General features: G+C 61.9%; 18 protein-coding genes and 1 pseudogene. 11 read left to right on the top strand and 8 right to left on the bottom strand.

What is annotated here, in order from left to right:
• The first annotated feature begins 29 nt into the window (after positions 1-29).
• The 4 genes from IEV67_RS17405 (at position 30) to IEV67_RS17390 (ending at position 4,145) form a co-directional block, all read left to right on the top strand.
• Positions 30-905 (top strand): carbohydrate ABC transporter permease, encoded by an 876-nt coding sequence (locus tag IEV67_RS17405; RefSeq protein ID WP_188437998.1) that lies wholly within the window; start codon positions 30-32, stop codon positions 903-905.
• Complete coding sequence (locus tag IEV67_RS17400; RefSeq protein ID WP_188437997.1) at positions 902-1,798, top strand: carbohydrate ABC transporter permease; 897 nt, start codon at positions 902-904, stop codon at positions 1,796-1,798. The genes IEV67_RS17405 and IEV67_RS17400 overlap by 4 nt, the downstream gene beginning before the upstream one ends.
• A 70-nt stretch (positions 1,799-1,868) precedes the next feature.
• Positions 1,869-3,029 (top strand): mandelate racemase/muconate lactonizing enzyme family protein, encoded by a 1,161-nt coding sequence (locus IEV67_RS17395; protein WP_188437996.1) that lies wholly within the window; start codon positions 1,869-1,871, stop codon positions 3,027-3,029.
• 99 nt (positions 3,030-3,128) lie between these two features.
• Positions 3,129-4,145: a LacI family DNA-binding transcriptional regulator gene (locus tag IEV67_RS17390; RefSeq protein WP_188437995.1), complete on the top strand. Its 1,017-nt coding sequence runs from the start codon at positions 3,129-3,131 to the stop codon at positions 4,143-4,145.
• Positions 4,146-4,334: 189 nt separating this feature from the next.
• On the opposite strand, the gene IEV67_RS17385 is transcribed toward IEV67_RS17390, so the two are convergent.
• From IEV67_RS17385 to IEV67_RS17355, 7 genes are all read right to left on the bottom strand, one after another.
• A complete protein-coding gene (locus tag IEV67_RS17385) occupies positions 4,335-5,837 on the bottom strand; it encodes a glycoside hydrolase family 32 protein (RefSeq protein ID WP_188437994.1) in 1,503 nt (500 codons plus the stop codon).
• Positions 5,834-6,826 (bottom strand): LacI family DNA-binding transcriptional regulator, encoded by a 993-nt coding sequence (locus IEV67_RS17380; protein ID WP_268238598.1) that lies wholly within the window; start codon positions 6,824-6,826, stop codon positions 5,834-5,836. Before IEV67_RS17380 ends, IEV67_RS17385 begins: the two co-directional genes overlap by 4 nt.
• Positions 6,827-6,916: 90 nt before the next feature.
• Complete coding sequence (locus tag IEV67_RS17375; protein WP_188437992.1) at positions 6,917-8,392, bottom strand: glycoside hydrolase family protein; 1,476 nt, start codon at positions 8,390-8,392, stop codon at positions 6,917-6,919.
• A gap of 33 nt (positions 8,393-8,425) precedes the next feature.
• Positions 8,426-9,199, bottom strand: coding sequence for a carbohydrate ABC transporter permease (locus tag IEV67_RS17370; RefSeq protein WP_188437991.1), 774 nt, complete (start codon positions 9,197-9,199; stop codon positions 8,426-8,428).
• A 59-nt stretch (positions 9,200-9,258) separates the two neighbouring features.
• On the bottom strand, positions 9,259-10,134 hold the full coding sequence (locus tag IEV67_RS17365; RefSeq protein ID WP_188437990.1) for a carbohydrate ABC transporter permease: 876 nt from the start codon (positions 10,132-10,134) through the stop codon (positions 9,259-9,261).
• Positions 10,131-11,453, bottom strand: a complete 1,323-nt coding sequence (locus IEV67_RS17360) for an ABC transporter substrate-binding protein (RefSeq protein ID WP_188437989.1) — start codon at positions 11,451-11,453, stop codon at positions 10,131-10,133. The genes IEV67_RS17365 and IEV67_RS17360 overlap by 4 nt, the downstream gene beginning before the upstream one ends.
• A gap of 286 nt (positions 11,454-11,739) precedes the next feature.
• Complete coding sequence (locus IEV67_RS17355; RefSeq protein WP_188437988.1) at positions 11,740-12,906, bottom strand: LacI family DNA-binding transcriptional regulator; 1,167 nt, start codon at positions 12,904-12,906, stop codon at positions 11,740-11,742.
• 261 nt (positions 12,907-13,167) lie between these two features.
• On the opposite strand from IEV67_RS17355, the gene IEV67_RS17350 reads away from it, so the two are divergent.
• The 6 genes from IEV67_RS17350 (at position 13,168) to IEV67_RS17325 (ending at position 18,965) form a co-directional block, all read left to right on the top strand.
• Positions 13,168-14,427, top strand: a complete 1,260-nt coding sequence (locus IEV67_RS17350) for an ABC transporter substrate-binding protein (protein ID WP_188437987.1) — start codon at positions 13,168-13,170, stop codon at positions 14,425-14,427.
• A 131-nt stretch (positions 14,428-14,558) separates the two neighbouring features.
• Positions 14,559-15,380 carry a carbohydrate ABC transporter permease gene (locus IEV67_RS17345; RefSeq protein ID WP_229703310.1) on the top strand — a complete coding sequence of 274 codons (822 nt, stop codon included), beginning with the start codon at positions 14,559-14,561 and terminating at the stop codon, positions 15,378-15,380.
• Positions 15,381-15,448: 68 nt separating this feature from the next.
• Positions 15,449-16,219: a carbohydrate ABC transporter permease gene (locus IEV67_RS17340; RefSeq protein ID WP_229703308.1), complete on the top strand. Its 771-nt coding sequence runs from the start codon at positions 15,449-15,451 to the stop codon at positions 16,217-16,219.
• A gap of 32 nt (positions 16,220-16,251) precedes the next feature.
• On the top strand, positions 16,252-17,649 hold the full coding sequence (locus IEV67_RS17335) for a family 43 glycosylhydrolase (protein ID WP_188437984.1): 1,398 nt from the start codon (positions 16,252-16,254) through the stop codon (positions 17,647-17,649).
• Between the two features lie 90 nt (positions 17,650-17,739).
• Positions 17,740-18,063, top strand: coding sequence for a putative quinol monooxygenase (locus IEV67_RS17330; protein ID WP_188437983.1), 324 nt, complete (start codon positions 17,740-17,742; stop codon positions 18,061-18,063).
• Positions 18,063-18,965: a carbohydrate kinase family protein gene (locus IEV67_RS17325; protein WP_188437982.1), complete on the top strand. Its 903-nt coding sequence runs from the start codon at positions 18,063-18,065 to the stop codon at positions 18,963-18,965. The genes IEV67_RS17330 and IEV67_RS17325 overlap by 1 nt, the downstream gene beginning before the upstream one ends.
• A 138-nt stretch (positions 18,966-19,103) precedes the next feature.
• Here the strand turns inward: IEV67_RS17325 and IEV67_RS17320 are convergent.
• A pseudogene (locus tag IEV67_RS17320) lies at positions 19,104-19,424 on the bottom strand (integrase core domain-containing protein); the annotation flags it as partial.
• Positions 19,425-19,470: 46 nt separating this feature from the next.
• On the opposite strand from IEV67_RS17320, the gene IEV67_RS17315 reads away from it, so the two are divergent.
• A complete protein-coding gene (locus IEV67_RS17315) occupies positions 19,471-20,868 on the top strand; it encodes an IS30 family transposase (protein WP_188437980.1) in 1,398 nt (465 codons plus the stop codon).
• Positions 20,869-20,939 lie beyond the last annotated feature (71 nt).

Here is a 20,939-nt window from a genome sequence, read left to right as displayed (position 1 = left end):
AAGCTCTCAGACAACGACAGGACGTCAAGGTGCATTGGCTCAGCAAGAGGTCGACTTTCGGGTGGCTGGTGATCCCGGCCGCGGTGGTTTATATCGTCTTCGTTCTCTATCCGGTCGGGTACTCCGTCGTCATCAGCCTGATGAACTACCAAGGGTTCGGGCAGCCGACATTCGCTGGTCTGGAGAACTACCACGCCCTCCTAGCCGACGACTTGTTCTGGGTAGCGCTCAGGAACACCGGAATCATCCTTGTCGCCGCGATCTTCGTACTCATTCCCTGCTCCTTCCTCCTCGCCTTGCTGCTCGCGGGCGGGGTCCGAGGTGGAGGAACGGCGAGAGCCCTCGTCTTCGCGCCACACATCATCGCACCCATCCTGGTCGGGCTCGTATGGGTGTTCATGCTGGATCCGAAGCTCGGAGTGCTCAATCAGATCTTGCGACGCTTGGGCATTGAGAACCCTCCGTCATGGATCGGCAGTGCCGAGTGGAGTCCCATATCTTCGGCCGTGGTCTTCATGTGGACTGCTATCGGCTTCTTGGTCACCATCTTCTATGCGGGAATCCGGAGCCTTCCTGCAGAGCTGCTGGAGGCGAGTCAGATGGACGGTGCCAGCCGGCCTCGACAGGTGTGGCACATCGTGATCCCGCTCATGCGATCGACGTTCATGATCTGCATCGTCTTGGCGATCACCGGGGCCCTCCGCGTCTTCGAAATCGTCTACTCGATGACGGGCGGTGGTCCCGTGCACATGTCGGAGGTGCTGGTGAGCTACATGTACTACACCGCATTCACACAGCAGCAATACGGAGCGGGCATGGCCATGGCCGTCGTGATCGCCATCATCGGCGCCGTCGGATCTCTCGGCTACCTGGCGCTTGCTCGCGGAAAGGAACGGACCCAGTGAATCTGTTGGACCAGAAGGAACTGCGCAAGACGTCCGGAGCGGAGACCGCGCCAGCACAGCGGCGGCGTCGGACCAGTCGGGGTACGGTCGTCACCGTCGCCGCATGGGTAGTGACCGCCCTCATAGTCTTCCCGCTGGCGTGGGTCTTACTCCTGTCGTTCCGCGAAGGTGGCAGCTTCCTGCAGGACCCGCTGGCGCTGAAGGACTTCACTCTCGAGAACTACGCGAAAGCGTTCGCGAACGTACCGCTCGTGAGAATGTACGCGAACACGCTTCTGATCGCCGTCTCAGCGGTGGTCGTTTGTCTCGTGCTCTCGTTCATGGTCGCGATGGCCGTGACCATCCTGGTCTTCCGCAACCCGAAGTTGCAGAACATCGTGCGCGGTGTCTTCCTCGCCGGATTGGCGATCCCGGTGTACATTCTGCTGTTCCCGGTGTATCGGATCGACCTAGCTCTGGGCCTGTACGGCTCGTACCTTGCGCTCATCCTGCCGTACATTGCGGTCCAGATCCCGTTCAACGTCCTTCTGGTCTCCGGGTTCCTGAATGATCTTCCCAAGGAGCTCTACGAGGCAGCGGTCATCGACGGGTGTAATTTCAGGCAGCTCGCCACGCGCATCGTCGCTCCCCTGATGGCGCCCATCTTCGCGACGTGCGGGATACTCCATTTCCTCTATGTCTTTAACGAATTCCCGTTCGCATCGATCCTCATCGCCGATGACTCGATGGCGACAATCTCGCTCGTCGCCTCACAGTTCCGTGGTGAGTACACCGTCGACTACGGAGCCATCATGGCAGCCACGTGCCTGATTCTGATCCCGCAGATTCTGATCTACATCGTGCTACAGAAGCGTGTGATCGCAGGCATGACCGTTGGTGCGGTCAAATCGTGATGGGCCGAGTCGCCACTCCAGGCAGCTTTGTCAACTTTCAGAGAAGGAGTATCAGATGAAGATTTCCGCAGTGGAGGCGTTCGAGTGCGACATGGGTTGGCGCAGGCTGTCGTTTCTCAAGATCAGCGTCGACGACGGACCGGACGGCTGGTCGGAGTTCAATGAGAGTCATGGGAACGCCGGCGTCGCGGCAGCCATCGCGCGCTTGACGCCGTTCCTCGTGGGGAAAGACCCACTCGCCTTCGGTCGGATCACACACGACATCGACATGCTTCATCGTCCCGCGAGGGGCGGCGTCAACCGGCAGGCGTTGGGTGCCATCGAGAATGCACTGCTCGACATCGCAGCCAGAGCACGGGGCCTCAGCGTGGCTGGCCTTCTCGGCGGACCGGTCCGCGACAGGCTTCCGGTCTACTGGTCTCACTGCGGGTGGTATCGGCTGCCGCGCGTCGCGAAGTTCACAGGCGAACAGCCGGTGCGCACGTATGCGGATGTGCGTGAACTCGGCGCTGAAGTTCGCGAGAAGGGATATCTCGGCCTAAAAGCCAACATTCTCGGACTCGACGATCTGGACATTCAAGAACGACCGGATCCCTACACTCGACTCCTTGCAAACACGGGACGTGACTGGGACAACAGAATGATCCGAGAGGCTGAGAAGACCGTTCACGCCTTCCGGGAAGGCGCAGGGGAGGACCTGGATCTCTACCTCGACGTCAGCTACAGCTTCGACCTGGCGGGATACCGACGGCTGGCTCGGGCGCTTGACGACGAGGGTCTCTCTTGGCTGGAGTTCGACCACGAGGACCCCGCCGGAGTAGCCGCACTGCGATCGTCGGTGGACGTACCTCTCGCCTCCGGAGAGACCCAGTACGGGCGGCTCGACTACCGCCCATTCCTCGAGGCGCGAGCGTGGGACACCGCGATCGTGGACGTCATCTGGAACGGTTTGGCAGAATCAGTGAAGATAGCATCGATGTGTGAGACGCATTCCGTCGCGGTGGCGCCGCACAATTTCTATGGGCACCTCGCAACGATGATCAGTGCGCAGTTCGCAGCTGTGATCCCCAACTTCGATACTCTGGAGGTCGACGTGGACGGCGTGCCTTGGCGGAGCGAGCTGGTGAGTTCGCCGCCCAAGATCACGGGCGGCTATCTCCAGCTTCCCGATGCTCCGGGGTGGGGGGTCGAGGTCAATGAGGAAGCGGTGCGGCATTATGCGACACATTGATGTTCGTCGGCGACCGATTCACGGTTCGAAGGCGATTCCGCATTGAACTCGCAACCAGTTGTCGGGGACGATGGACCCACCGATGCCGCTCGCCCGACAATGCGGCAGGTTGCCGCGTTGGCGCGTGTGAGTCTCAAGACCGTCTCGCGTGTCGTGAACGGAGAGGGCAACGTCTCGCCTGCGCTCGCTGCGCGTGTTCACCAGGCAACGGCGGCGTTGAACTATTCCCCTGATTTCCGTGCCGGAAGCCTGAAGCGACGCGGTGGAAGCACGAAGACGATCGGGCTCCTGGTCAACAGCGTCGACAACCCGTTCTCAAGTGCACTGCATCGAGCCATCGAAGACGAAACGGTGAGGCACGGGTACACCGTCTTCGCCGCCAGCTCGGATGACGATGCGAATAGGCAGGAGACCGCTATCCGCGCGTTCATCGGCCGACGCGTCGACGGGCTGATCCTCATGGCCGTCCCGTCGTACTCGCTGAACTATCTCGCCAGCGAGGTAGCGCGAGGCACTCCCGTCGTCTTCGTCGATCGTGAGCCGATGGGGTTGCTCTCCGACATCGTCATGAGTGAGAACAGGGCTGGAGCCGACCGCGCTGCGCGACATCTTTTCCAGCACGGGCATCGGCACGTCGCCTACCTCGGCGGTCGGCACGAGCTGGCAACCTCGATCGAGCGTAAACGTGGGTTCGTCGACGCGATGCGCCAGATTGATGGCGTCGGAGGCACCGTCACGATACACGAAGACCTCACGAGTGAGGCGGAGGCGGAGACGCTCGTTCGGCGCCTCTTGGAGTCGCCGAACGAGCCTACGGCCCTATTCTGCGCCAGGAACACCATCAGCGTCGGCGCGATCCGGGCTCTTCGGGCGACGGGCCGCCATCATGCGATCGCGCTGGTCGGGTTCGACGACCTCCCGATGGCCGACCTTCTGGATCCGGCTATCACCGTGGTGGCACAGGACGTCGTCGCCCTCGGCCGCCTAGCTGCCAAGCGGCTTTTCGAGCGGCTGAACGGCAACCAGGATCCGCCCGCACGTATCACGGTTCCTATGCGGCTCGTCGAGAGGGGCAGCGGCGAGATCGCGCCCGACGCGTCCACGTCGGTCGCATAACGCTTCTTCGAGACCGCACGCACCTTTCTGGGAGAAGAGCGTCATGGCGTCACCAGGCCGTCCCCGCATCGGGCGGTCCTGCCGGAGCCCGGTTTCGAACGAGAATTTCCTCGAGAGATCCTACGGTGGAGTCGGCCACGTCCGCGACGTAACCGACGCCCATCGTGCCGCAGACCACCATACGGGCAACTACACGCGTTCCGCCTGCTCGACACCAGCCAGGTGCCATCCCCGCAGTTTGCGCACAACAGCTTCTCCCACCGCCTCGACGCGGATACCCGTAGCATCACCCCGTGCTGGATAGACACGCGAGGTGAGTGCGATACCGTCGGCGAACACCTCGATACTGGATCGATCAAGCAGGATGCGCATCGTGATGGGGTTCTTGGCGCTCGGCAATTCTCCCTCGTGTCCCGATAGGTCGAGGTCGCTGTCGAGAGAGGAGTGCGACCGATCAAGAACGAGCCGCAACTGGCCCTCTGCCGACCGCCCGAGCTCGACGCACGTGTTCTCTCCGCTGTCGCCCGTTGAGAACGCAGAGAAACGTACGGCGGAAGTCGGCGACAGTTCGACCGTGAGGGAGACCTCAGTCTGCACCCCGGAGGATACCGCTGCCGTACCATCTTCCTGCCAGCTAAGCGGCTCTGCGCGCAGGCTTTCGGCTTCAGCGACTGGCTCTTGCCGTAGGACACCCGCAGCATCGAGCCAGAGCCGACGAGGCAGGATCATAGCTCCCGACCACCCTGCCACACGTTGCCTTTCGATACTGCGCGCTTCCTGCATCCAGGCCCACAGCACACGCCGCCCGCTCTGATCAGCAAAGGTCTGCGGGGCATAGGCGTGGCGCCCGCCCAGATCGAGCCGCTGGAACGCCTCGATCTCGAACCGATCATCGTGGTATCGACCGCGGGCTACGAGCGGATGTCGCGTCACCTCCTCATGCCAGGCCGAGAAGATGAGCACATGGGGGTCGCCTGACGCGGCGTCGGGCGATGCGCTGGTGCCATCCGGTCGGAAGCGGAAGAAGTCCACGCATTCCCACATAGTGCCGGCCCATGCTGGGTCTTCTTCAGGGAGTGCTCCAGCATCGCCGATGACAAGCGGACCGAGTTCGCGCCAGGTGACGAGATCGTGCGATTCGTAGAGAAATGCGCAGCCGCCGACATCGCGGATGCCGCTGCCAATGAGCTGGCGCCACACGTCGTTCTCCCGCCACACGCAATGGTCGCGGAACGCCGTCACGTCGTAGCCTGCCGGGGGTGCGGCGATCACCGGGTTCGCCGGCTCCTTCCTCCAGTGATCGAGGGCCAGGTCCCCGTAGGCAAGGCAGGCAGTCTGGGTAGACAAGGCATTGCTGTGTCCGGAATATATGATCACAGGTCGTCCGCAGTCGTCCACAAGTACACCAGACCAACAGCCATCGGCATCTGGCCCTCCGTGCTCCGGGCGCAAGGCGATGGGTCGATCCTCCCAACGCATAAGGTCGCGACTGACCGCGTGGCCCCACTGAATCCGGTTGTGCACTGCGGCGACCGGGTTGTACTGGTAGAACAGGTGGAAATCGCCGTCGCGTTGGGCCGAGCCGTTCGGGTCGTTGAGCCATCCTGCCGGCGCGGTGAAGTGGTAGCTTGGGCGGAGCGGATCCGAAGTTGTTGCTGCGCGCAATGTTTCGTGCTCCGTTTCGGGATTCATGATCTCAGTGGCGCCACAATCGAATGGCGGTCGCGGAGATCGGGTGCGAGCCGCACGACTCGTTGCTGAATATCGGAGTCGGCAATGCGTGCCATCAAGAGCTCGACTGCGGTCCTTCCGATCTGGTCAGTCGGCTGCGCAAGGCAGGTGACGGGATGGTCAAGCAGGTCGACCCATTCGATGTCATCGAACGCGGCGAATGACACATCCCGTGGAACAGTGAGACCGAGGTCCGACAGTCCGCGAAGGATCTCCAGACTGGTCACGTTCGACATGGAAAAAACGGCAGTCGGGCGGTCATCCTGAGAAAACAGCGTCTCCGTCGCGTGCCGTGCGGTACCGGGGGTGGCGATGCCGAGCGCTATGAGTCGCTCATCGCATGCGAGCCCCCGGTCGGCATGTGCTTTCCGCCACCCCTCCACACGCTCGAGGGCAGTGCTGTGGCCGGCGCGCCCACCGATAATCGCGATCCGGCGATGCCCGGCATCGAGCATGCTACCGACCACTACCGCAACCGAGTCCACGTTCTCCACGAGCACCTGATCGAACGGTCCCGGCACCGCGCGGTCGACCAGAACCACCGGCACGATCCGTTGCACCTGTTCGAACGATCCCGGATCCGCCGAGGTGGTCGGTGCGATGATCAATCCATCGACCTTGCGCTCGACGAGCGCTCCGATCGCCTCATGTTCGAGCACCGGATCCTCGTCAGCATTGGCCACGAGAAGCGTATACCGCTGCTGTCTCAACTCGGCGGCTATTCCTCGCATGACCGATGTTGAGTATGGATTCGAGACGTCCGAAGCAACGAATCCGATCGATTCCGACGTGGCCGTTCGTAACGCCCGAGCGTGCGGGTTAGGCCGATACCCCGTAGTCGCGATCGCCCTCTGAACCTTCTCGATGGTCGCCTGGCTGACGTGTCGTGTGCCGTTGATGACGTGCGACACTGTGGCCGTCGAGACTCCGGATATTCGGGCGACATCCATCAGTGACGCTACCATTGCGTTTCTCCCGGTTACGCGCGATTCGACCGCGCTCAAGTGAAGCCTACTGTTCCCATTTGTCGCGTCTCTGGACTACATACTCAACTCGCGCACACGAACGTCCGACACCGTCACTGTGCCTGCTGCGGCGACGAAGCCCAGCCGCCCGTGCGGAATCTTGTCGAGCGCAAAGCACTGGATGAGTGCATCGTCAATATAAACCTCAACGAAAGTGCCGCGGACAAGTACGCGGAACCTGCTACCTTCGGCACGCAGTGGTGCGGTGTTGAGTCCTTCCTCGTCCCAGAAGGAGTAGCCGTTCGTGTGCCCCATCTCGAACTTCCCAGTACTGTCGAGCACGATCGCCGTTCCGTTCCACGACTCGTCGCCCTCGAGCAGCACACCCGCGGCAAAGGCGCGGTTGTCATAGGCGGACCCTCGAAGTGTGGCTTCTATGCACACTCCCTTCTCGAAGTCATACCGGAACGGCAGCATAGCGTGCGAGTAGAGGGGGGCCTCAAAGGTAAAGGAGCCGTCTGCATTCGGCGTGAGTGACTGTGCCAATCTCGCCTCGACTAAGTCCGTCACTCTTGGCAGGTCTCGACCAAGCATCGCTTCGTTACCTGCCCACCAATGAAGGGAGAGGATCCCTTCATCAATTTCCGCTTTCTTAAGAGGGGCCATCCAGGTGCCCATCTTCGGCATCACTGTTGCGATGAATCCGCGCGACTCCAGCGAGTGATGAGCGACGAGCAACTCGTCACCGCAGGGATAGAAGCGTGCGAAATAGGTGTGGTGTCCCAACGACGACACGAGCACCGGCGGCTGCCTCGTGTCCAGCTCGAACGGGCCCTCCTGAGTGTCCGAGCGCATCACGTAGACGCCCCCGACCGCCTGAGAATGATGCTTCGCCCAATCCAACCCCAGCGGTACCTCGGCGAGCGCGGCGAACATGTAGTACTGGTCGCCGACCTTGGTGACCCCGCCGATCTCCAGTCGATCGGGCCAGGACCCGGGCTCGATGACCGGTGCGCCCGTGGTGAACACGATGCCATCTTTTGATGTCACTGATGCGCAGGTGCCACGAAGCCCCACCGGGCCGTCCTTCGCGACGGCGGTGACGTATCCGAAGTACCCGTCGCCGCTTGCGTCGGTGTTCGCCCAGATGTTGTCCCAGCGCTGCTGTGAGATCTCGGTTGTGTCGGCATACCATTCACTGTTCGATCGTGAGACGGACTGCTCAGCTGGAATGCGGTTCCAGTGGATGAGGTCTTCCGATTCGGCGAAGAAGATCTCAAGTGTTCCGTTCCGGCTTTCGGAGAAGTTGAAGACGTACTTGTCACCGACCTTCCACGTGTGCCCGGCCCCGAGATACTCGGCGTCGGATGCTTTGGTGATGATCATTCCATGATCGTCGAAGTGCACGCCATCTGACGAGGTTGCGAGTCCGATGCCGTCCCACGGGCGGTCGGGACGAGAGTTCGCGAGATAGAACAGGTAGTGGGTTTCATTCTCGTAGTAGAGCCAGACATCCCAGAGAGTGGAGTTCGTGGTGGATGAAAACAGCATGAAGGTGCCTTTCGAGTATTGGTCGGTAGAGAGTTATTTGATCGAGCCTTGGGCGATGCCCTGAATGAATTGACGTTGGAGGAGGACGTAGATGAGGATGCTCGGAATCGCCGCGAGTACTGTGGACGCGGCCACGAGCACGGTGTCGGAGGTGAACGCAGTCTTGAGAAACGCAAGGCCGAGCGGGACGGTTCGAAGCGACTCAGTGTTGATGAGCACTAGCGGGATGAGATAGTCGTTCCACACCGTCAGAAACGTAAGCACGATGGTTGCGGAGACGGCCGGGCGCGCCAACGGTAACATCACACGGAAGAATGCGGTGATCTCGGTGCCCCCGTCAATGAACACGGCTTCGCGCAGCTCACCCGGTAGATCCTTGAACGCGGCGCGCATGATGAAGACCGCGAGCGGGAGGCACATCGCCGATTCTGCGAGCACGAGACCGGGCAGAGTGTTATAGAGCCCAAGACTCTGCTCTATGAACGAGAGCGCCGTAACGATGCTGACTGCTGGCAACATCAGACCCACCAGGAACAGGGTGAAGATGACCTCTCGACCGCGGAACCGGATGAGCGCGAAAGCATACCCGGCGAGACTGGAGGCGAGAACGACGATGAGCAGCGTGGGGACAGACACGATGATGCTGTTCAGGATGTAGCGCCCGATGCCGGCCTCGCTCCAGGCGTCGAGGAAGTTGCTGAAGAGCCAGTCGTGAGGAAACCCAAGCGGGTTCGTCGCGAGCTCGGTGTTGCTCTTCAGCGCGATCGACAGGATGACAGCGATGGGCGCTAACGACACGAACGCCATGAAAACGAGGACTACTTGGATGCCGACGCGTCCGGTGCGGCGTGCGGCCTTGTTGCGGCTCATGCGTTATCACGCTCCCTCGAACGCAGGTAGACGACGGTGGTGACCAGGATGAGGAGCACCATGAACATGGCGATCGCGGAGCCGTACCCGATGTCGAGATCCTGAAAGGTTCCGCGGTAGATCTTCGTCCCGAGCACCTCGGTGGCTCCGGCTGGGCCCCCTCCAGTCATGACGAACACAATGTCGAATACGCGCACGGTATTGATGAACACGACGAGCACAACGATGTTCGTAGTATTTGCGATCGCCGGAAGCGTCACGTATCGAAAGCGCTGCCACGCGGACGTGCCATCGACTTTCGCCGCGTCATACAATGCTGGGTCCACGGCATTGAGACCCGAGAGGAAAAGTGTCATGCAGAAGCCGAAACCAGTCCAGTTCGCGGCCGTCGCCAGCGCGAAGAGTGCGAGATTCGAGTCGCCCGTCCAGTTCTGAGCGAGCGCGCCGAGACCGATCGCCTCCAGCCCGGAGTTCAACGTTCCGAAAGAGGGGTGGTAGATCCACCCCCAGGCAAGCGCCACGACGACTGTTGGCAGCACGTACGGCAAGAAGTAAATCGCGCGGTATGCCGTGCGTCCGCGCGGTCTGGCCTGCTGCAGGATGAGCGCGAGCGCGAGCCCGATCACGATCGGGAAGACTGCCAGTACCACCCATTTCAGGTTGTTCCCCGCCGCCGACCAGACCGTCCCGTCACTGAACATCCGCACGTAGTTGTCGAAACCGATCCATTCGTAGACCGGAGACAACCCGTCCCACTTCCAGAAGCTCATCACCGCGGTCTGAACGAGGGGGACGATCAGAAAGACCCCGTATATCGCCGCTGCCGGCAGGATGAACAGGTAGGGCGTCAACCGCCCTGGACGCGCGCTCACTTCGCTTCAGCCCATGCCGCCTGGTCCTTCTCGAGCTGGGCCTGAAGATTGACGATCACCTCTTGCGGCGTGGCCGTACCCTCGAGGATCCCCTGCAGCCCTGCGACCCAGACTTGGGTTTCTGCCGCGCTGTTATTGAATCCGATATCGACGGCACCGCCATTGTCGCCGGCTTTCTGGATGATCTGCATCGCCTCTTGCTGCGGCTCGGTCATCGCGTAGTCGGATGGCTCGAACGGCATGGCAGGGAACCTCTGATCGGTTTCGATCCACGACGCGAAGATCGACCGATCAGTGAAAGCCTCGACAAGATCCAGCACAGCCTGACGTTTCTCGTCGTTTTCATCGAGAGTCGACGACATGAACCAAGCCTTCCCCGTGCCTACATACGCCTGGAATGGCAAGTCGTCCGCGACTGGGAACTCGGTGAACCCGAACTTAAACGCATCCGGATTCGCCTTCTCGCACTCGGCCATCGCATCGAACATCCACGGCCCCTTCACCATGAATGCCGTGTTACCGGCGCAGAAGTCCGCTGTGTGGTTCTCGTCCGGAATCCCGCTTGCATTCGCGGTGAAGTACCCGGCCTCGTTCCAGGCCTCGAACGTCTCGAGCATCTCAAGCCAACCGTTGTCGGTGTAGGCGCCGGTGCCGTCCGATGTCGTGGCGACGATCTGATCGGATGGAATCGTCGCGTAGCCGAGCGCGTGCATCATGTGCAGCCCCGCGTAGCAGGGGCCGCCACAGGCCAGGACCATGGGCGTGCCGGCGTCGGCCTCGAGCACCTTGTTCATCGCCGTCTTAAGTTCGTCCAGGGTCGTGGGCACTGCAATGCCAAGTTGATCGAGAACAACTTGGTTATACATCAAGCCGACGGTCTCGAGCTCGTTCCCGACGGCGTACGGTGTTCCGTCATACGTGAGCCGTTCTTGCGTCGATGGAACGAGATCGTCCCAGCCGTTCACTTCCCAGACGTCGTCGAGGGCGGAGACCTGACCGACGTTGACGTAGCGACCCAGATGATTGGGCTCCGTCCCCGCGTAGACGAGGTCAGGTCCCGAAGTCTTGCCCAGGGTGCTTGGAAGCTTGACGTCAAAGTCGGCGGTGTCCATGACGACGGCGTTCACGGTGTATCCAGGATGCGCGCCTTCGAAGTCCGAGATGACCTCCTTTGCGGTCTCGGTCGAGATTCCACCTTCGTATCCCCAGTAGTTGATCGTCTTGTCGTCAGACGCAGTCAGTCCGACATTTCCAGTGCATCCGGACATTGCTAGACCAGTGATGACTACGGCAACGATGCCGAAAATCGGTCGCTTCATTTCAAGCCTCCGTTGGATTGATGAGATCGAGTCTGACACGTAATCGATTACGTAATCGTTTACTTAATGTATCGTCTTGCTTCGAGATGTCAATACTTTGATTTCAACGGACTGCAGGTGAGACTCTCGAAAACAGCGGACTCCGGCTTTCCGATGCCTCACCCGTCTCGCATCGAGTGCCCCGCTCAGTGTCAATGGTCTGGACGAGTTCATCGCGGAGAACCAGGTTTACTCCCGAGAGTGGCGCGGTGATGGTGGCGGCGCGTGCTGACCAGTTGAGGAGCGACTAAAGCGTACTTTGGCGACCGGATCCTCGGCCTGCGGGATCAGCCGTTCCCCGGCCACGATCGCCGCCGATACGTCGACGATCCAACGAGGCTCCAGCCGCACCAAGGGCTTCGCCGGCGAGCGCCTCGTCAACTCCGTCTTCCTTCGAGTCGACGAGCGTGCCGTGCGGGGTCTCGGATGATTCCTGAAACGGCGCTCTGATCAGAAGCCGCGTCCCGATTCGGGTGGTCTTCACAGGGGCAGCATCGTTCTCGATACGTCTCAACACGGTGTGAACGGCTTCGGCCCCGAGTGCTTCGGCGTTTTGAGCGACGACGTTGATACCGCCGCCTATGACGTCGGCGAGCGGGAAATCATCGAAGGCGACGAAGGAGTTCGATGCGGCATTGAATCCGGCATGGAGCATGGCGAGAGTCGTGAGCGAATTCCCCGAGACGTGCGCGGTCGGGGGCGTGCGCAAATGACGTAGCCAGGCGAGGTGCTGCCTGACGCGTCGGGCGTCGGGAGTATGCTGATAGATAAGAGACGGTTCGGGGTCTATGTTGGCCTCCAGTAGCGCCGTACGGTACCCGTCAAGACGTTCGCGCTGCGTGAAGACTTCTTCGTCATCACCCAGATACGCGATGTGGCGATGTCCGGCGGCGATCAAGTGACGTACGGCGGCATCCATGCCGCCGGCGTTGTCCGAGAGCACGACATCGGCCTCGTGTCCCCGCACAGGCCGGTCAATGCATACGATCGGCGTGCTTCGCAAGAGGCGGGCGAAGTAACTCTTCGGGGTCGGGGTAGGGCTGAGCACGATCCCGTCAACATGGCCCGCTGCGAGAGATTCGAGTGTCTCGCGTTCATGCGCGGCATCGCCCAGAGTCGACGCGACGATCACGACGTACCGGTCCCCGACAGCACGCTCGACGCTAAGAGCCAACTGAGCGGCGAACGGCTCGGAGATGTCTTCGCAGACGAACGCGATTGAACCAGATGAGGAACGGCGCAGTCCCTGTGCTGCTGGGTTCGGTCGGTAGGACAGCTGCCGCATCGCGGCTTGCACGCGTTCCCGAGTGTTGACCGAGACGTACGCCTCCTGATTTAACACGCGCGACACGGTCTTAGTACTCACCCCTGCGTGACGAGCGACGTCCTCCATCTTGGCGCGGTTTGCGCTCATCCAGATCTCCCGTATCGCTCGTGCCGCCCGAAACACCAGTCTACTCGATACATTTCTGTCATCGTTGTCAGATGCGAAATCTCGCGGCTCTTGGCACTCACAAGGCGTCTTAGAGACGTGCAGCGTTTAAATCTACGTGGAATCTAGCTCCAATGCGGATCTATGGTTTGAGAGAAAGCGACGGACGACCACGCTCTATCGGCGGAACGTTCTGACAACGTCGTCATAGAAAGGGACATCGCAATGCAGCGACGTGAATTCTTGATCGGCGCAGGCTTAGCGGGCATCGGGGCTATGCTCGCCGGCTGCACCGGCGTCGAGTCAGTCTCGCCCGGCCGGGGCGGTGCAATCCAGTTCTTCAATGACGCAGCCTCGTGGGGGCCGGGCTACAAGGCAGCCGGCGCCGAACTCTTGAAGAAGACCGGATGGTCGATTGACCCTCAGACCATTCCGAACGCGACCGCGTACGAACAGGTGGTCCGCTCGTTGTTGCAGACGAAGAACCCGCCTGACCTTGTGAAATGGGGCAGCGGGTATCGCATGCAAGACCTCGCGCGCACCGGCGGTCTCGCTGATCTCACCAACGCGTGGGAAGGCTCAGTGGCGAAGGGATGGCTCGACGACTCGCTGCGGTCTGCGTTCAGCTACGGCGATGGAGTCTACGGACTGCCGTTGATTCAAGGGTTCTACGTGATGTTCTACAACGTCGCTGTCTTCGACCGGCTCGGGCTGAAGGCTCCGAAGACATGGAACGAATTTATCGACGTGTGTGAGTCGCTGAAGGCGGCAGACATCACGCCAATCGGAACCACTCAGGTGAACATCTGGCCCGTTGCGAACTGGTTCAGCATGCTCGCTACCGCGTACGACCCTGAATGGTTCGTTCGGTTGTGCGACAACAGGGCGTCCTTCGAGGATGACGAAGCCGAAGGGCTGATGGATCTGTGGCAGAAGATGATCGACAAGGGCTACCACACGTCCGCCGACTCGCTGAGCGACAACTTCCCTGCGATGTTGCAGAGCGAGAAGGTCGGGATGTGGCCAACCCCGGTGAGTTGGAGCTCGCAGTCTCTCCAGGCGCTTGGCATGCAGTCAGGAGAAGACTACGACGCCTTCCTGCTTCCGATGGTCAACGGCGACGCGCAGTCCGTCGTAACGGAGGTCGCTGGTTTGGTCGTCCCCGAGCGTTCCCTCAACGTGGCGGACGTTACGAAGGCGATGTGCTCCTGGCTCGACCCGCAGGTACAACAGCCATGGTCGGACTTCCTGTCGGGCTCCTCTGCGAACCCGACCGTGCCGTGGACGGACAAGGTCAGCCAGCGTCTGCAGACCGAGATCCGCCGCGACGACGTCCAAGTCGTGAACCGATATTGGGAAGCGTCACCGCCACCTCTTGTCGTCGGCGTCACGCAGGACCTCGGCGGATTCATGGCCAACCCCAACAACCCTGAAGCCGTGCTTGCGTCGCTGAACCAGAAGGCGATGTCTGAGTGGTCGTATTGGACGGAGGCGACGCGATGAGTCACCGGAGCGAGACCCGAACAATCGTGACCGGTTCACCTCTCACTGGAGGTGCACGACCGGTCGGTGAAAATGCTGCTTCACTTCGCCGCCGCAACAGGATCACCCGTGGCCGGCCGCGGCTGATGTTCTTGTTGCCTGCAGTCGCGCTGGTCGGCGCTTTGAGCCTGTTGCCCTTCTTCGCGACCGTGTGGCGCAGCCTTTTCGACGATGCCATCATCGATCCTCAGTTCAACTGGCTTGCCTCGTACGCGCGTCTGATCTCGGATCCGGTGATCGTCAAGTCCCTCGTCAACACACTGATGTGGCTGATTGGAACGGTGATCATCCCGGTGGGTCTGGGGCTGGTGATCGCCGCACTGACGAACACCGTCAACTGGGGGAAGTGGGCCCGACTCGCGATTGTGCTTCCGTACGCGCTGTCAGGAACAGCAGTCGCCGTGGTGTGGAACTTCGTGCTCCAGGACTCGGGCGCGTTGAACTCCTTCCTGCGTGGCGTCGGGCTCGGAGGATTGGCCCACCCGTGGCTGCTCGAATGGCCGGGCAACACGATCATGCTGATCCTCGCCAACTCCTGGCAGGCATCGGGTGTGGCCGTCATCTTGTACCTCGTCGGCCTCCAGGGCATCCCGAGAGAGACAATCGAGGCCGCATCCCTTGACGGCGTCGATGGCGTGAGGCGCTTCTTCCAGATCATCCTCCCGCAACTGCGCGGCACAACGGCCGTCGTGATGGGGATCAGCCTGGCCAACGGACTGAAGTCCTTCGACCTGATCTGGGTGCTGACCAACGGCGGCCCCGGCCGAGCAACCGAAACTCTCGCCGTGTCGATGTATTGGCAGAGCTTCGTGCTCCAGCGTCCCGGTTCAGGTGCCGCGATTGCCGTCGTCCTCACCATCGTCGTCGTCGCCGTCTCGGTCACCTACCTGCGCAAACAGCTCAAGAACGATTGAGGCCATCCATGAAGACCACATTCCACGCGGGCACGGCACTGCGCTCGGCACTGATCATCATCATCGCCGTGCTCTGGTTCGTTCCGACCTACCTGATCATCGTGAACGCCTTCAACTCCAACGAGGGCTACACCGGCGAGGTCGCCTGGTTCCCCCAAGACTTTGCCCTCTTCGAGAACATTGCAATCGCCTGGCGGGCCGCCAATCTCGGCCCATCCCTAATGAATTCGCTTTTGTACGCCGTCGTAGCGGGCGCGCTAGCGGTCCTCGTAGCGGCTTTGGCAGGGTTCGCCGTCTCCGCGATTCAGGGAGGATGGCGCACGTTCTGGTTCTGGCTGATTTACTCTGGTGCGCTGTTCCCCGCACAGGCGTTCCTGCGCCCGCTGTTCACCGGGTATGCCGAGACCGGGCTCTATGACACGCGATGGGGCTTGTTCCTCATCTACATCGCGACCTGCGTGCCTTTCTCGTTCTTCATCATGCGCAACCACATGCTGTCGATCCCCCCCGAGATCAACGAGGCGGCGCAACTCGACGGGGCCGGCTGGTGGACCGTGTTCACGCGGTTTTTCCTGCCGCTATCGAAGTCCGCGCTCGCGGCGGCGTTCATTTTCCAGTTCGTCTGGGTCTGGAACGAGCTGCTGTTCGGCATCACGCTTAGCTACTCGGAGGAGATCCGCCCCGTCATGGCGGCGCTCGCGGGTTTGCAGTCCAACTACGGCACCGTTGGTCCGCCCGTAGTGCTCGCCGGCGCACTCTTCGTCTCGCTCCCCACCGTGATCGTGTTCCTGCTCTTCCAACGGGTCTTCGCCTCCAGCCTCGGCGGCGCCAAGATCTGATGACTCGTCCTCAACCCCATAAAGGAGAATCTATGCCCGAGGTCTACTACCAGCATCCCGACACCTGGTTCGGCGACTGCATGCCGATCCATCATGACGGCGCCTTCTACCTCTTCCACCAGCGCGACCTGCGCAACCCTGGCCCGCTCCCCAACTGTGAGCCGTTCGGCTGGGCCCTCGCCCGCACCACTGACTTCGTCACTTACGAAGACCTTGGGGACGTCATCATCCGCGGCGGAGACCACGATCAGGACCAGTTCATCTTTGCCGGATCCGTGATCCGCGCGAACGACAAATTCGTCGCCATGTACACCGGCTACAACCGTGATCATTTCGAGGCGGCGGGCAAGCCGTCGCAGGTGCTCATGATCGCTGAGAGCGACGATCTCGTTCACTGGACGAAGACCGACAAAGCGATTGTCGCCCCGCAGCCAGGTTACGATGCAGACGATTGGCGTGACCCGTGGGTCATCTGGGATAACGAGCGCGGGGAGTACCTGATGATCCTGGGAGCCCGCAAGGCGGGGCCGAAGACGCAGGCGACCGGCAGCACCGTGGCATTCACCTCGAAGGATCTGGAGAACTGGGAGTTCCAAGGGGACTTCTGGGCGCCCGGGCTGTACACCATGCACGAGATGCCCGACCTGTTCCAAGAAGGCGACTGGTGGTACCACCTCGTCACGGAGTACTCCGACAAGTCCAAGACGGTCTATCGCCGGTCTCGTTCCCTTCAAGGACCATGGGAGGCCACACCCGACGATGCGTTCGACGCTCGCGCCTACTACGCTGCACGCTCGGTGTCCGACGGCACGCATCGGTACCTGGTCGGCTGGGTACCGACGCGCTGGGACGATGATGACACCAAGGGCTGGCAGTGGGGCGGCACCCTCGTGATCCACGAGATTGTCGTGCGTACTGACGGAACCCTGGGCACGAAGGTCCCCGACAGCGTGGCGGCGCACCTGGCGTCGCGCATCGTCGACGCTGTTCCCGCCTTCCGCCTCGAGCGTCGTGACGGGGTCACGGAGCGGGTTCTCGCCGCGCAAGTTCCGCAGACTGCGCTCGTCTCCACGACGCTCCGTGTCGACCCCGGCACGCGCGTGGTGAACATCCGCTTCGGCGAGGACCCGGTCGCGCAGGCCGGATATCAGTTCGCGCTACGTCCCACCGAGGGTCGTCTCGAGTTCGACCGGTTCCCGAACTGGCCCTGGGGCCAGTTCGACAATCGTGATCTGGACCGTCCGCTGGCGATCGACGACGGGGCCGAGCACACCGTTGCTCTGGTTTTCGACGGCGACATCGCCACGCTATACATCGACGATGTCGCACTCAACACGCGGTTCAACACGCCGGCCGGTTCGCAGTTGACGATCGACGTCGTTGACGGCGGCATCGACGTCGGCGACGTGGTGATCACGACCATCCCATAAGGCCAGAGGTCGGCCGCTCGCAACACCCTGCCCTGGGCGGCGGGCGGGCGGCCGGCTCGCCTCCGAACGCCACCGCGAGAGGACCAGACAATGACCGGAGAGGACTCCGTCGTCCTGCATGCTGAATTCACCGCCCGCCCCGGCTTAGAGGAGCACGTGTCACGGCTGATCGGCGAGTACGCCGAGATCGTACGCACGGAGCCGGGAAACATCGTCTTCGACGTGTACCGGAGTTCAGAGACGCCAGCGGACTTCTTCGTCTTCGAGGTCTACCGCGATCGCGCCGCATTCGATGCCCATCTCGGTGCGAATGCCGGAAAAGCGTTCAACACACGACTTACCGAGCACATTGTGGGCGATGGAAGCACCCTGCGCTTCCTCACCCCTGCTTCGATCACCGCGTGGAGCGCCTGATGGCGTCCCGGATCCTCGTGATCGGCGAGGCACTCATCGACGTCGTCCGTTGCGCCGACGGGACCGTCGAGGAGATCCCAGGAGGCAGCCCCGCGAACGTGGCCATCACCCTCGGTCGGCTCGGGCGATCGCCGCACCTTCTCACCGCACTCGGGACGGATGACCGCGGGCGACAGTTACGCGATTGGCTTGCGAAGTCCGACGTGGCGACCGCGTACGTCGATGTTTTGCGCACGGCGACGGCGACAGCCGAGCTGAACGCGGCAGGAGCCGCGACATACGTCTTCGACATCGAGTGGTCGCTCGCCGACGCGGCCATCGAGCCGGCTGGTCTCATCCATATTGGCTCGATCGCCGGCCTGCTAGAACCAGGGGCGTCCGACATGCTCCGCATCCTCGACGATCAGCGCGACACTGCCCTCATCACATACGATCCGAACATCCGCCCAGCACTCATCTCTGACCGGGCAAATGCACGGCAGCGAGTCGAGGCACTCGTCGTTCGGGCGGACGTGGTGAAGGCCAGCGACGAAGACCTGCACTGGCTCTACCCGCGTCGCGATCCCCACGAGACCGCTCACGCTTGGCAGGCATCGGGACCCGCAGTGGTCATCGTGACGGAAGGAGCAGACGGTGCCTTCGCGGTCGCCGACGCGGGCGAAATCGATGTACCGGGCCACCCGGTCGACATCGTCGACACCGTCGGAGCGGGCGACACCTTCATGGGCGCCTTCATCGACGGGCTAATCGCCGCAGGATTGTCGAATGGCTCAGCCCGCCCCGATCTCCGCGCTATGACGAAGGGCAGTCTCGCATCAATCCTGGACTGGGCCGCCAGAGCAGCAGCCGTCACGGTATCGAGACGTGGCGCTAACCCGCCATCCCGGGACGAGCTCGCCTAGCGGTAGTCCCGTGAGGTTGTTAACACGTTCTGATGGTGTTTGGCCGTCGATTCCGGTGTGGGGTCGGTGGTGAATCGCCCCGGGTCTCGTGGAGGGTCTGAAATCCCGAGAGGATGAGACCTATGAATCGCCCCGGGTTTAGTGGAGGGCGAGTTCTCCCAGCGCCGGCTGGCGTTGGGGGTTGATCTCACGGTAGTAGTCGTTCTCTTTCTCGATGGGTGTGAGGTAGCCGATCGAGGAGTGCAGCCGGTTCTCGTTGAACCAGTGCACCCAGGACAGCGTCGCGAGTTCGAGGTCGTCGGCGCTTCGGAACGGGCCATCGATCTTCACGCACTCGGTCTTGTAGAGCCCGACGACGCTCTCGGCGAGGGCATTGTCGTAGCTGTCGCCGACGGTCCCGATCGATGCGATCGCGCCGACCTCAGCGAGCCGCTCGGTGTAGCGCAGCGCCGTGTATTGGCCGTATTCAACCGGTCGTCGCAACACCGGCGAATCGGGGTATCGGATGAGCGTGTGGGACAAGCAGAAGCAGGTCCGGGCATATCGAGGGCAGATCGTGTCTCCTGGTCGGCCGAGCGTCGCGTGGCGGCAGGATCGGGTGCAGTTTTGGGTGGCGATCGCTGCGGGGAAGAAGACACGCGAGGCGGGGGCGGCTGCGGGTGTTTCGGAACCGGTCGCGCACCGGTGGTTCCGCGACGCTGGTGGAGTGAATCCACAATTGCCTCCCACCGTGTCTGGTCGATATCTGTCGCCGTCAGAACGTGAGAACATCGCGCTGTGGCGTGCGCAAGGAGCTGGCGTGCGTGAGATCGCCGGACGCTTGGGGCGTGCGCCATCGACGATCTCGCGGGAGTTGCGGCGCAATGCGTCCACGCGTACGTATCGGCTCGAGTACAAGGCGTCGACGGCGCAGTGGCATGCGGAGCGTCGTGCACGCAGGCCGAAGAACGCGAAGCTCGTCGCCCACGATGCGCTGCGCACTTACGTCCAGGACAAGCTCAGCGGCAGCCTCTTCGCTGCGGACGGCACACGGATCGGGCCGGTCGGGCCTGCCTGGGATGGGAAGAACAAACCGCATCGCGGGGATCGGGAGTGGGTGACGGCGTGGAGTCCACGGCAGATCGCCAAGCGGCTACCGATCGATTTCCCCGGCGATCCTTCGATGCGGATCTCGCACGAAGCGATCTATCAGGCCCTCTACGTCGAAGCGCGCGGAGGACTGGAGCGGCACCGATCCTGGCATCTACGTCGAGGACGAACCAAGCGCATGCCAAGGGCACGGACCAGGCAGCAGGCGTGGGCTCACGTCACCGAGGACACGGTGCTATCGAAGCGTCCGAAGGAGGCAACGGATCGCAAGACCGCCGGGCATTGGGAAGGAGACCTCATCATCGGGTTGAAGCGCTCCGCGATCGCCACGCTCGTGGATCGGACCACTCGATTCGCGATGCTCGTTCATCTTCCACGTCAGGCTGGATACGGGATCATTCCACCACGGAAAAATGGCCCCGCGCTGGCGGGGTATGGAGCGATCACGACGAAGAACGCCCTCACTGCGACGTTCTCCACACTGCCGGCGGCATTACGTCGTTCGCTGACCTGGGATCGCGGCAAAGAGCTCTCTGCACACCGATTGCTGACGACTGAGATCGGGCTGCCGGTCTATTTCGCCGATCCGAAAAGCCCCTGGCAGCGCGGCAGCAACGAGCATCTCAACGGACTCCTACGCCAGTACTTCCCCAAGGGCACAGATCTCTCCCGGTGGAGCGCGGCGGAGATCACCGCTGTCGCGGACGCGATCAACAACCGCCCGAGAGAGATCCTCGACTGGCGCACCCCCGCCGAGGCCTTCGAAGAGCTACTACGATCGACCCAACAAACAATCGTTGCGACGACCGGTTGAATACGGCCAGCGACCCGCGGTCGGAGTGAACTACGCAGCCGGCGACGTCACCACGCATCTGAACCGCGTTC

This window comes from Microbacterium murale (assembly GCF_014635185.1).
In the GTDB taxonomy this organism is placed as follows: domain Bacteria; phylum Actinomycetota; class Actinomycetes; order Actinomycetales; family Microbacteriaceae; genus Microbacterium; species Microbacterium murale.
This window is presented reverse-complemented; position numbering and strand designations above follow the sequence as displayed.